Source organism: Hydrogenophilus islandicus, assembly GCF_054657095.1.
The window spans coordinates 1-11,381 of record NZ_BAAHXE010000047.1 but is presented as its reverse complement, the minus strand read 5'-3'; the positions used below and the strand labels follow the sequence as shown (position 1 = coordinate 11,381).

Annotated in this window: 12 protein-coding genes; 9 read left to right on the top strand and 3 right to left on the bottom strand. The window is 62.7% G+C overall.

Translation table 11 applies throughout. The features are described 5' to 3' along the window. The 4 genes from ACYQ6T_RS10260 to rplS all read left to right on the top strand — a co-directional run. The coding region (locus tag ACYQ6T_RS10260) for a hypothetical protein (protein WP_459830527.1) at positions 1–432 on the top strand (432 nt) is incomplete at its 5' end. 472 nt (positions 433–904) lie between these two features. Next, positions 905–1,480, top strand: coding sequence for a hypothetical protein (locus ACYQ6T_RS10255; protein WP_459830526.1), 576 nt, complete (start codon positions 905–907; stop codon positions 1,478–1,480). 19 nt (positions 1,481–1,499) lie between these two features. After that, entirely contained in the window at positions 1,500–2,183 is a 684-nt protein-coding gene (locus ACYQ6T_RS10250) for a C39 family peptidase (protein ID WP_459830524.1), read from the top strand. 282 nt (positions 2,184–2,465) lie between these two features. Beyond that, a complete protein-coding gene (gene rplS, locus ACYQ6T_RS10245) occupies positions 2,466–2,855 on the top strand; it encodes a 50S ribosomal protein L19 (protein ID WP_459830523.1) in 390 nt (129 codons plus the stop codon). Between the two features lie 84 nt (positions 2,856–2,939). Here the strand turns inward: rplS and lptG are convergent, their stop codons facing one another. Together lptG and lptF are read right to left on the bottom strand one after the other, a co-directional pair. Continuing rightward, on the bottom strand, positions 2,940–4,031 hold the full coding sequence (lptG, locus tag ACYQ6T_RS10240) for an LPS export ABC transporter permease LptG (RefSeq protein ID WP_459830522.1): 1,092 nt from the start codon (positions 4,029–4,031) through the stop codon (positions 2,940–2,942). Next, positions 4,028–5,092 (bottom strand): LPS export ABC transporter permease LptF, encoded by a 1,065-nt coding sequence (gene lptF / locus ACYQ6T_RS10235; RefSeq protein ID WP_459830521.1) that lies wholly within the window; start codon positions 5,090–5,092, stop codon positions 4,028–4,030. The genes lptG and lptF overlap by 4 nt, the downstream gene beginning before the upstream one ends. A 23-nt stretch (positions 5,093–5,115) precedes the next feature. Between lptF and ACYQ6T_RS10230 the strand changes: the two genes are divergently transcribed. The 5 genes from ACYQ6T_RS10230 (at position 5,116) to ACYQ6T_RS10210 (ending at position 11,100) form a co-directional block, all read left to right on the top strand. Further along, on the top strand, positions 5,116–6,693 hold the full coding sequence (locus ACYQ6T_RS10230; protein ID WP_459830519.1) for a leucyl aminopeptidase: 1,578 nt from the start codon (positions 5,116–5,118) through the stop codon (positions 6,691–6,693). Positions 6,694–6,701: 8 nt separating this feature from the next. Then, entirely contained in the window at positions 6,702–7,127 is a 426-nt protein-coding gene (locus ACYQ6T_RS10225) for a DNA polymerase III subunit chi (protein ID WP_459830518.1), read from the top strand. Further along, a complete protein-coding gene (locus ACYQ6T_RS10220) occupies positions 7,127–7,507 on the top strand; it encodes a hypothetical protein (protein ID WP_459830516.1) in 381 nt (126 codons plus the stop codon). Before ACYQ6T_RS10225 ends, ACYQ6T_RS10220 begins: the two co-directional genes overlap by 1 nt. Positions 7,508–7,537: 30 nt before the next feature. Continuing rightward, complete coding sequence (locus ACYQ6T_RS10215) at positions 7,538–10,378, top strand: valine--tRNA ligase (RefSeq protein ID WP_459830515.1); 2,841 nt, start codon at positions 7,538–7,540, stop codon at positions 10,376–10,378. A gap of 122 nt (positions 10,379–10,500) precedes the next feature. After that, positions 10,501–11,100 carry a MarC family protein gene (locus tag ACYQ6T_RS10210; protein ID WP_459830514.1) on the top strand — a complete coding sequence of 200 codons (600 nt, stop codon included), beginning with the start codon at positions 10,501–10,503 and terminating at the stop codon, positions 11,098–11,100. 19 nt (positions 11,101–11,119) lie between these two features. Here the strand turns inward: ACYQ6T_RS10210 and ACYQ6T_RS10205 are convergent, their stop codons facing one another. After that, positions 11,120–11,350 (bottom strand): sulfurtransferase TusA family protein, encoded by a 231-nt coding sequence (locus ACYQ6T_RS10205; RefSeq protein ID WP_459830513.1) that lies wholly within the window; start codon positions 11,348–11,350, stop codon positions 11,120–11,122. Positions 11,351–11,381: the final 31 nt, after the last annotated feature.

Genomic DNA, 11,381 nt, shown 5'->3' with positions numbered 1-11,381 from the left:
ACTATGCAACTGAAGCATGCTATTCTTGCTTTGGCCGCCGCCGGGATGCTCTCCGGTCAGGCTTACGCCGCTGAAGCTCAGGTCGAGGGCATCGCCACGCAGCCTGTGGCCGCGTTCGCTGAGACCGACCTGCAAGCCCTGTTCGAGCAGGATGCCGCGCCAATGCAACTCGCGGCGCTCTCCGAGCAGGAGATGAAGGAGACGGAGGGGGCGTTGGCACCGTGGGTTGCACGCGCGGCAATCGGTGGCGTGACAAGTGGTTTGCGTTATGCAATTACAAACTATGGAACACCCAACTTCTCCTGGAGGGATCAAGCACGTGCTATCGGTTACGGTGCAGTCGGTGGTGTGCTATCATTTTCACCCAACAAATGGGTCGCCGGCATCACCGGCACGGTAGTTGGGTCCGCGGGGATGCGCTGGGGCTGGTAAAAGAGACTAAGAGAAGCGTATGACGACAAATTTGGGTCGCTAATTTTTTTGTTGGTGGCCCTCACGGAGCCACCAACTTTTTTCTCGCAAGCGCAAAGATTCGCCATGAAACGATTCGTCATTTCATTATTTTTTGCAGCGTTAGCAGTTCTTGCAGTGAGACTACTTTTTCCTGAATTTGAAACGCATCCGAATTGGGACTTTATTTCTACTGGGGTTTTCGTTGCTGCCATGTCGTTTGCATATTATCTCACAGGGATCGCAAGGAAGTCTTAACGGCACACACAGTCACCGAAAGTGGCAAATCGCAACCCATGCAACCCATTTTTCATACGCGAATAAAAGGAGTCAGACACGATAATATCCACTTCGTGGTGAGATTGCAGAAAAAAGACGCAAAACCGACGGAGCAGTAAGACCATGTGCGCTCCATGTCGCGAGCCATTTTTCCCCAACCGTGTAGGAGCCGCCCATGACCCCCCGCACCATCCTCTCCCCCGCCCTCGATCTCTTCCTCTTGCGCAAACTCCCTTTCTCGCATTTCACTTTCCCCCGCTGGCAATCGATCACCGCGATCACCCTCATCGGCCTCTTCGTTGGTCTCGACCCTGGCTTGCGCGCTGGTTTTCCAGATGACCTCGCCCCGCCCCTGTGGCTCGTCATCCCTTTTGCCGTTGCCGCGGTCTGGGTCAGTTTCCTCGTCATCGTCGCCATTCTCAGATGGTGGATGAAACGGGGCGACCGTTGGGACGGAGAGGGCGATCTGGTCAACCTGGTCGCCGCCTCGTGGCTGGTGGCCGATCTGCTGGGTGCCGGTTTGACGGCGCTGGGTGTGCCGCCCCTCTGGACGCTCCCTCTGTGGCTCTATTCGATATGGGTGGGCGCAAACGCCCTCTCCGGCGCAATTCCCAAGGCCAGCTTGGGCTACAGTCTCGGTGGCATCATGATCGGTCTGATTCCGGCGATGCTGGCCGCCGGGCTGGTCTATGCGGTGCTGGGGCTTGCGCTCGGTATGCTTGGGTTCGCACCACTGCCCACAGAATCGTAAGGGGGCGGGTGAGCTTGCCATGATCGCCCGTCCCATTTTGGCTGCTGCAATCCTTGCTGCCCACGCGCTTGCTTCAGCGGCGTCACCCGAGGCAGCGCATACCGAAGGGGTGCTCTTGGTCACCCACTCCGCGCACGGCCTCATCCCCGTGAAGAGCTGGAAGCGGCTGCGCGATGAGAGAATCGTCAAACAGGACCTCGACTACTCCTGCGGTGCGGCGTCGCTTGCGACGCTGCTCAACGCTTACTATGGGCTGAATGTGACCGAGGAAACTCTGCTCAAGGCGATGGACAAGGGCGACGGCCGGGCGAGCTTTGCGGATATGGCGCGTGCCCTGCCGCAGTTTGGCTTCAAGGCCCAAGGGTTCGCCGCCAGTTGGGAGCAACTGACGCGGCTCAAGATGCCGGTGATCGTCTACGTCAAGTACCGCAAGGACGACCACTTTAGCGTGCTGCGTGGCATCAGCGCCGACACCGTGTGGCTTGCCGACCCGAGCCTGGGCAACCGCACCTTCAGCCGGGAGCAGTTCCTGGCGATGTGGCAGACGCGAGGAGATTCTACCGACAGGGAACTCGCGGGCAAGTTTCTGGCGGTGCTGCCGATGAGGGCAGACATTCAACCACAAAGCGACTTCTTTACCAAGACGCCCCGCCGGCAAAGCGCAAACGCTGTAACCCAGCTTGCGTTCCGAACCTTGCCTTGACCCGAGAGAGAGGCGATTTGCTGCCTCTCGCCCCGTTTGCGCAAGTTCGCTCTTGCCTTGCTGCGTCAGGATGCCCAGTACGCCAAACGGGGCCTGCGCTCCCGACGCAAAACCGCTGAGCGCCTCCCAGACTACCGCGCTTCATCGCTCGGCCTCTCCCCTCGGAGGTAAATGCGATGGCCCTGGCCCCTTCCTTTTTCTCCCTCTTCATGGCATAATTTTGCTTTTCACTGCGCCATCAACCTCCGGGTTGCTCTGGGCAAGAGGTCGAAAGGAGCCATGATGAACCTGCTGGAACAACTCGAACGCGAAGAGATTGAACGTCTCACCCAAGGCAAGACCATTCCCAACTTCCGCGCCGGGGACACGGTAAGCGTCGCCACGCGCGTCGTCGAAGGGAACCGCACCCGGATCCAGAACTTCGAAGGGGTGGTGATCGCGAAACGCAATCGCGGTTTGAACTCCTCCTTTATCGTGCGCAAGATCTCCTCCGGTGTCGGGGTTGAACGCACCTTCCAACTCTATTCGCCGCTCATCGAATCGATCACCGTCGTTCGTCGGGGTGACGTGCGCCGCGCCAAACTCTACTATCTGCGCGACCGCGCCGGTAAAGCGGCACGCATCAAGGAGCTCGTCGGCGCCAAAGCGCAAAAAGCGTCGCGCGCCATCTGACCCTCGTTGGCTTCGCCCCGCGGCGCAACCGCTTGCGAACGGACAAGCCAACCACCCAAAGCCCGCCGCGTGCGGGCTTTTTATTTACCTCCGCTCCACCTGCCACCAGAGGAGAATCGCCAAAGCGGTGAAGGAGATCGCGGGTAGCAGTGCCGCAACAACTGGCGAGACCCCCCAGATCGCAACGATCCGATCCGATAGTTGGGTGAGCAAAAAGAAGACCACCCCCAGCATCGTCCCGGCAAAGAGCTTGACCCCCAACACCGCGGTGCGGCTGTGCGTGAGCACAAAGGGAATCGCGAGCGTCGCCATCACCACCATGGTGAGCGGCAAAAAGAGCTTACGCCAAAAGGCCGCTTCGAAAGGTTTACTTTCGCCGCCATTCTGCTTGAGAAAGCGGATGTAGCGCCCCAACACCGCTAGGCTCATCCGCTGCGGCTCAACCCAGAGGAGCGCGAGGGTCTCTGGGGTGAGGTCGCTTCGCCAAAAGGTGTCGCTCAAGCGCTCGGAGCGCACCTCCCGCTCCGAAAAGACGCGCCGCGAGACCGAGGGAAAGCGCCAGCCGCCCTTTTCGCCGTCGTAGTGACCGATCTCGGCGTAGTCGATCGCCGCAAGCTCCGGTTCAGTGATGCCGCGCAAGCGATACCACCAGACCTCAGCGATCGTCTGGTCGTCGCGCACGGCCCCGATCTGGACAAAAAGATCCCCATCGCGCACCCAAAGGCCACGCGCTTTGCTCGAAGCCGTGCGGTCAGCAATCCCAATGCCATCTTCCCACTGCCGCGCGATCCGCTCACTCTTCGGCACCCCCCACTCCCCAAGCGCCATCGTCGCTGCGGCGAAGAGGAGCGCGGCGACCGCAATGCGCCGCCACAACCCGAACGGGGAGAGACCAGAGGCGCGCAGCACCGCCAACTCAGAATAGCGCGCCATTTGCGCCAACGCCAAGAGCGTCCCAACGAGGAGCGCCACGGGCGCGACCTCATACCAGCGGCCGGGCTGCAACAACAGGGCGTACCCCACCACCCGCGTGAGATCCCATCCCGGTTTCCCCAAGCGATCGAGCGCATCCAAAAAGTCAAAAAAGAGGAGGAGTCCGCCAAACGCAAGCATCATCAAGAGCGTCCCCCGAAGGACGCTGCCTGCCAACCAGCGCAGCAAGATCGCTTCTCTCACCGCGACCTCCTCGCCTGCCAAGCAAAAAGGAGCGCCGTGACTGCGGCAAAAACGAAATGCGGCAACCAAAATCCGACCGACAAGGGGAGTCTCCCCCGCACCACAAAGGCCTGGGCGAGCGAGATCAGATTGACATAGGCGAAAAAGAGGAGGAGCGCAAACAGCAGACTCACCCCGCGCGCAGCCCTTGGCTCCGACTCAGCAAGCGGGAGCGCCAGAAAAACAAGCACCACTGCCGCGATCGGCAACCCAAACCGCTGCACCACCTCGCCCCCCGCCGCGCGGTTCCCTGCCACCGCCTGCTGCCACAAAAGCGGTGTTGCGACCGCCCGCATCCGTTCCACCTCCGAGATCGGCTGCGGCGGCGTCAGCCACAACGCCTGCTCACGAAAGGAGGCAATGCGAAACGCCAACGGCGACTCCCCCTCCTCATAGCGACGCCCTTCTTCCAGCACCACCCATCGCCCATCCTCACGACCCTCGGTTCGCGCCCCTTTCGCCACCACCACCGTCTGACGCCCCTCATGCCACTGCCGCAGGAAGAAGAGCCCCACCGCGTCGGGGTCGCTCGGCGCCACAAAGAGGACGCGGCGGCCGTCCTTCGATTCGCGAAAAATCCCCGGCGCCACGGTTTCGCTCTCGTCGCGTGAATGGGCCACGGCCTTCAAGAGATCCTTCTCTTTTTCCGCGAAGGGGACGAGCCATGCGGCCAAGGCGGCAAGGAGCAGACCCAGAATAACACCAAAAACGCCCAACGGGAGCGCGAAACGGCCGCGCGAAACCCCGAGCGACCGCCACACCGCCCACTCGCTATCGCGGACCCAACGTTGGACCGCAACGAGCACCGCGGCAAAAGCGCTCACGGTGATCACGAGCGGCAACCGCTCGCTGATCGCCCACGGGAGATAGGGGAGATAGAGGTCTGGGGTGAGGTCGCCCGCAGCGACCGTACCCAACAAGCGAACCATCGAAACCGCTGCGATAATCAGGGTGAGCGCAAGGGCGAAGAGTAGCGCCGAACGGCTGATCTCGGCTAGAATGGAGCGGTCGAAAACCTTCATAACGATCACGGGAGCGGTAACCTATGAAATTTACCATATCGGATCTACCCTTCGAAAAAATTGCCGCGACGACCTTGGTTCTCCCCCTCTTCGCCGACGAAGAGGATCCCCTGCTCGAGCGGCTCAACAAAGCGACCAAACGGCAATTCGCCCGCCTCTGGGCGCAAGAGGTCGATCGCGACACCGTCGGCGCCCTCTTTCGCTACACCGATCTCCCCGGCCTTCATGCGTCGCGCCTCCTCATCGTCTCATTAGGCGACAAACGCCGCTTGACTGCGCAGAAGTGGGCAAAAGCGGCACAAGCGGTGGCCACTGCGTTGGCGAACGGCCCGGTGGGGTCGGCGGCACACCTGCTCGCCGCCGTCGATGTACCCGGCATCGCGCTCCCCGAGCGGCTGCGGCTCCTCACCCTCTGGTTTGCCCAAGCGCAATACCGTTACGATGCCACCCTCGGGGAAAACGCCGCCAAAGCCAAAACACCGAAGGGGGCAGACCGGATCGAACACCTGGTTCCCGCAGCGGTTACGGACGAGCTGCTCGCCGCCGTCCACGAGGGCGAGGCGATCGCCGAAGGGGTGCTCCTTGCTCGGCGCCTCGGCGACCTCCCCGCCAATGTCTGCACGCCGGAATACCTGGCTGAGACGGCTGAAGCCTTGGCGAAGACGCACGAACTCAAGTGTCGGGTGCTCGACAAGAAAGAGGCCGAAAAACTCGGCATGGGGGCGTTTCTTGCCGTTGCTGCCGGCGCAAAACGGCCGCCCAAATTCATCGTCCTCGAATACCGCGGCAGCGGCGCCAAAAAAGGTGACCGGCGACCGATTGCGCTCGTCGGCAAGGGAATCACCTTCGACACCGGCGGCATCTGCCTCAAACCCGGCGCGCAAATGGACGAAATGAAGTACGACATGTGTGGTGCCGCCGCCGTCTTGGGGACGGTGAAAGCGGTCGCGACACTGAAGCTCCCCATCGACCTCGTCGCGGTCATCCCCGCCACTGAAAACATGCCGGGCGGCTCAGCAACCCGCCCCGGGGACGTCGTCACGACCCTCTCTGGAAAGACGGTCGAGATCCTCAACACCGACGCCGAAGGGCGGTTGATTCTCTGTGATGCACTGACCTACGTCCAAAAAGAGTACCAGCCGGCAAAGGTCGTCGACGTCGCCACCCTCACCGGTGCGATCATCATCGCGCTGGGCAAAGAGGCGACGGGCCTGATGGGGAACGACGACGCGCTCGTTGCCGCGCTGCAACAAGCAGGAAACCAGGCGTTCGACCGCGCCTGGCCCTTGCCGCTCTGGGATGAGTACCAGGAGCTGCTGAAGAGCCGCTTTGCCGATGTCGCCAACATCTCCGGCGGCAGAGAGGCGGGTTCGATCACCGGCGCCGCCTTCCTTGCCCGCTTCATCGACGAAGGGACCCCCTGGGTCCATCTCGACATCGCGGGCACCGCGTGGCAAAGTGGCGAGAAGAAAGGGGCGACGGGGCGCCCGGTGCCGCTGCTGACCCACTGGCTCATCAGCGAAGCGGCAAAAAGCGTCCAAGGTGACGCCCCCACTTCACCCCCGGATGCGGCGCTTCAAGAACCGCCAGCGGCCGATTGACGCGACCGATGAGCTGCCGGGTCCGCTTCCTTCCTGACCAACCCGACGTCATCGCGACGGCGGTCCGCCTTACCGAGCGTGCCTACAAGAGCCGCCGTCCCGTCGCCCTTCGGGTTGAAGACGAGGCGCTTGCCGCGGCGGTGAGCAAAGCGCTATGGGAAGCGCGCCCCGGTAGCTTCCTCCCCAATGTGCGCGCCACCGATCCGCTCGCCGCCGAGACGCCGATCGTTCTCCTCCTTCCCCCCGAACTTCCCCCGACGCCCCGGCCAGTATGGGTTCAGATCGCCCGGTCGCTCGTCGAGCCCCTGCCGGCGTGTGAGTGGCTCTTCGAGGTGATCGGCCAGAGCGAAGCGGAGAAGCGCCCCGCGCGCGAACGCTACCGCCGCTACCAGCAACTCGGTTGCCTTGTCGATGTTGCCAAAGGAGCTAGCTGATGAACCACCGCGACAGGCTCAGAGGGCTCCCCCAGGGATATGACCCCTTTACTGAAGAGAGTGCTCACGCTCACCCGCAGCACAACGCCGAGCTGATTCCCCCGGTACCACTCGACGCCCTTCCCGTTCTCACCGAAAAAGCCCCTGCCCCCCCTCCGCTCGAGGAGGAACCCCGCCCCGCTGCTCCCCCGCTTCATGAAGCACCCTCCCAGCCGGTCGACCCTCCCGCTGTACTCCCTGAAGATCAGGAATTGACCCGTTGGCTCACGGAGCGGATTCCCCAGCTCGTCCACGAAGAGCTCGAAGCGCTCACCGAGCGGGTGATCACGCGCCTCGAGTGGGAGCTCGGGCAAAAACGGCGCGCACGCGAACGGCTATAATTGACCTTTTCCCAAACAACGCGAACCACGATGGAACTCGAGAAGAGCTTCAACCCCGCAGCGATCGAACAACCGCTCTACCGCCACTGGGAAGAAGCGGGCTACTTCAAGGCCGGTTTCGACCCGAACAAATCGCGCGCTTACTGCATCTTGATGCCCCCGCCCAACGTCACCGGGACGCTCCACATGGGGCACGGCTTCAACCAGACGATCATGGACACCCTCATCCGCTGGCGGCGAATGAGTGGGGACAACGTACTCTGGCAACCGGGGACCGACCATGCGGGGATCGCCACGCAGATCGTCGTCGAACGGCTCCTCGAGCAGGAGGGGCTGACCCGGCAGGAGCTGGGACGCGAGAAGTTCCTCGAACGGGTCTGGCAGTGGAAAGCCTATTCCGGGAGCACCATCACCCAACAGATGCGGCGCCTCGGCTCATCGGCCGACTGGAGCCGCGAACGGTTCACCATGGACGAAGGGCTGAGCCGCGTCGTGATCCAAACCTTCGTTAAACTCTACCGCGAAGGGCTGATCTACCGCGGCAAGCGGCTCGTCAACTGGGACCCGAAACTCAAAACCGCCGTCTCTGACCTGGAGGTGAGCGCAGAAGAGGAGGAGGGGTTTCTCTGGTCGATCCGCTACCCCTTTGCCGACGGCCCAATCGACGGCGTGGAAGGGGTTGTCGTCGCCACCACCCGTCCCGAGACCCTCTTTGGCGATACCGCGGTGATGGTCCATCCCGAAGATGAACGCTACCGCCACCTGATCGGCAAAAGGGTGCGCCTGCCGCTCACCGACCGATCGATCCCGATCATCGCCGACGCCGCCGTCGACCCCACCTTCGGCACCGGCTGCGTCAAAGTCACCCCGGCGCACGACTTCAATGACTTTGCCGTCGGGCAGCGGCATGGTCTCCCGATGATCAACATCATGCGGCTCGACGCCCACCTGAACGACAACGTCCCCGAACCGTTCCGTGGGCTCGACCGCTTTGTCGCGCGCGAACGGGTCGTCGAAGCGCTTCAAGCGCAAGGGCTGCTCGTTGCAGTGAAGCCCCACCGCGCGATGATCCCGCGGGGGGACCGCACTGGCGTGGTGCTTGAGCCGATGCTCACCGACCAGTGGTTCGTCGCAACGACCAAACCCGCTCCCGACGGCCGGTCGCTTGCGCAAAAAGCGCTCGAGGCGGTCGAGAGCGGCGCGATCCGCTTCATCCCGGAAAACTGGACCAACACCTACCGCCAGTGGCTCACCAACATCCAGGACTGGTGCATCTCCAGGCAACTCTGGTGGGGGCACCAGATCCCGGCGTGGTACGCCGAAGAGGATGGCCCTGAAAACCCCCGCTTCTGGGTCGCCCACGACGAGGCGGAAGCGGCGGCGCTCGCTGCCGCCGACGGCTACCGAGGGAAGCTCCGTCGCGACCCCGACGTGCTCGACACCTGGTACTCATCCGCGCTCTGGCCCTTCTCGACCCTCGACTGGACGCCTGACTACCCACAGCAGTCGAACCCGGCGCTTGACCTCTACCTCCCCTCCTCGGTGCTGGTCACCGGATTCGACATCATCTTCTTCTGGGTCGCCCGCATGGTGATGATGACCACCCACATCACCGGCAAAGTGCCGTTTCGCGACGTCTACGTCCACGGCCTCATTCGCGACGCCGAAGGGCAGAAGATGTCGAAGTCGAAGGGGAACGTGCTTGACCCGATCGACCTCATCGACGGGATTACGCTCGAGGCGCTCATCGCGAAACGCACCTTTGGCCTGATGAACCCGAAACAGGCCGACGCAATCGCGGCGCGCACCCGCAAAGAGTTCCCCAACGGCATCCCGGCGTTTGGGGCTGACGCGCTGCGCTTTACCTTCGCCAGCCTCGCCTCCCCCGGCCGCGACATCAAATTTGACCTCAACCGCTGCGAAGGCTACCGCAACTTCTGCAACAAGCTGTGGAATGCCACCCGCTTCGTGCTGATGAACTGCGGCGACGAGGCAGCACCCCTTCCGTCAAGAGAGGGCGACACCCTCCCCGGCCGTTCGTTCGTCGACCGCTGGATCGTCTCGCGCCTGCAGCGTGCAGAACTCGAGGCCGACCGCCACCTCAACGATTACCGGTTCGATCTCCTCGCCCGGACCCTCTACGAATTGGTCTGGGACGAATATTGCGACTGGTATCTGGAACTTGCGAAAGTGCAGCTCAAAAATGGGGACGCTTCAGCGCAGCAGGCGACGCGGCAGACGCTCCTTGCGGTGCTGGAAGCCACGCTGCGCCTCGCCCATCCGGTGATTCCCTTTATCACTGAGACGCTGTGGCAGGCGGTCGCACCGAAGGTGGGGCGAAAGGTCGCCGACTCGATCATGTTGGCCCCCTATCCGGTGGCCCAGACGGAGCGCATCGACGCGGCCGCTGAGGCGGAGGTCGCCGACCTCAAGGCGATCATCACTGAAGTGCGCAGCATCCGCACCCAAATGGGGCTCAAACCCGGAGAGCGGGTGCCGCTCCTGGTCTGCGGTGTTGCCCCCGAGCGCGTCGCCCGCTACGCCCCCTACATCGAAGCGCTTGCGCGCGTCGAAGCCGTGCGGGTCGTCGAACGGCTTCCCGAAGAGCGCCTCGCGCCGATCGCGGTGGCCGCCGGCGGCCAATGGATGCTCGATGTCACCGTGGACCTTGCCGCCGAACGGGCACGGCTTGCTAAGGAGATCGAGCGCCTCACCGCGGAGATCGCCCGCGCGCAAGGGAAACTCGCGAATCCCCAGTTCGTTGAGCGGGCGCCTGCGGCGGTGGTCGCGCAAGAGCGCGAACGGCTGGAGCGGTATCGTACGGAAAAAGAGCAGCTGGAAGCTCAGCTCGTACGCCTCACCCGCCAGTAACGCGCGAGCATCTTTTGTACATGAACTGCGAAAAAGGGGGCAACCGCCCGGAGCTTTCTTCCAGCGTCGTGCGGTTGACTCCCCCTCAACTCCACTGAGCCAGAGGCAAATTTCCCGCAACCATGTCGAATGACCTCTTCTCGCTTCTGCTGCTACTTCTGATCCTGCTCGACCCCGTGGGCAACATCCCGATCCTTATCTCGCTGCTCCGCGGCGTCCCCCCGGAGCGACGCCCGCGGATCATCATCCGCGAAAACCTCATCGCCGCGCTCCTCCTCATCCTCTTCGTCTTGTTTGGCGACTGGCTCCTCTCGACCCTACGCCTCACCCCAGCCGCGCTCGAGATTTCGAGTGGCCTCATCCTCTTCTTGATCGCGCTGCGCATGGTCTTCCCCTCTCCAGCCCCTGCGAGCGAAGAGGCGCTGCGCAAGGAGGAGCCCCTCATCGTCCCGATTGCAGTGCCGATGATCGCTGGTCCCGCGGCACTGGCGACTGTCCTCCTCACCTCGCGTCAAGGGGCTGATCCCGCGACGTTGGTCGGCGCGATTGTCGCTGCCGTGGCGATCAACACCGTGGCGCTTCTTGCCGGCGAGCGGATCTCGAAAAAGCTTGGCAAGGCAGGCATGGCGGCGATGGAGCGGCTCATGGGCCTCATCCTCACCACAATGGCGGTACAGATGTTGATCTCGGGGCTTCGCGCGGCCTTCGTGGGGGCAACGTAGCTCTAGCAGAGCAAAACGCTCACCGGCGCCTGACGAAAAACTCAAACGAGCGATCCTCGCGCTCGGTAACTGAAAGGAGTTCGTTTCCCGACTGTTTGGCAAACGCCGTAAAATCGGTCACCGAACCCGGGTCGGTGGTGAGCACGCGCAGAACCTCGCCGGAACGCATCTCGGCAAGCGCCTTCTTCATCCGCAAAATGGGGAGCGGGCAGTTGAGTCCACGGGCGTCAACCTCGCGATCGTAATCCATTGTCATTCTGCTCTCAAAAACGTACGCAAAC

Excerpts from the sequence above, each read along its gene's own strand:
- ACYQ6T_RS10220 (WP_459830516.1), top strand. The coding sequence starts at position 7,127 with ATGAACCACCGCGACAGGCTCAGAGGGCTCCCCCAGGGATATGACCCC.
- ACYQ6T_RS10255 (WP_459830526.1), top strand. The coding sequence starts at position 905 with ATGACCCCCCGCACCATCCTCTCCCCCGCCCTCGATCTCTTCCTCTTG.
- ACYQ6T_RS10230 (WP_459830519.1), top strand. The coding sequence starts at position 5,116 with ATGAAATTTACCATATCGGATCTACCCTTCGAAAAAATTGCCGCGACG.
- rplS (WP_459830523.1), top strand. The coding sequence starts at position 2,466 with ATGAACCTGCTGGAACAACTCGAACGCGAAGAGATTGAACGTCTCACC.
- ACYQ6T_RS10225 (WP_459830518.1), top strand. The coding sequence starts at position 6,702 with ATGAGCTGCCGGGTCCGCTTCCTTCCTGACCAACCCGACGTCATCGCG.
- ACYQ6T_RS10250 (WP_459830524.1), top strand. The coding sequence starts at position 1,500 with ATGATCGCCCGTCCCATTTTGGCTGCTGCAATCCTTGCTGCCCACGCG.
- ACYQ6T_RS10210 (WP_459830514.1), top strand. The coding sequence starts at position 10,501 with ATGTCGAATGACCTCTTCTCGCTTCTGCTGCTACTTCTGATCCTGCTC.
- lptF (WP_459830521.1), bottom strand. The coding sequence starts at position 5,092 with ATGAAGGTTTTCGACCGCTCCATTCTAGCCGAGATCAGCCGTTCGGCG.
- ACYQ6T_RS10215 (WP_459830515.1), top strand. The coding sequence starts at position 7,538 with ATGGAACTCGAGAAGAGCTTCAACCCCGCAGCGATCGAACAACCGCTC.
- ACYQ6T_RS10205 (WP_459830513.1), bottom strand. The coding sequence starts at position 11,350 with ATGGATTACGATCGCGAGGTTGACGCCCGTGGACTCAACTGCCCGCTC.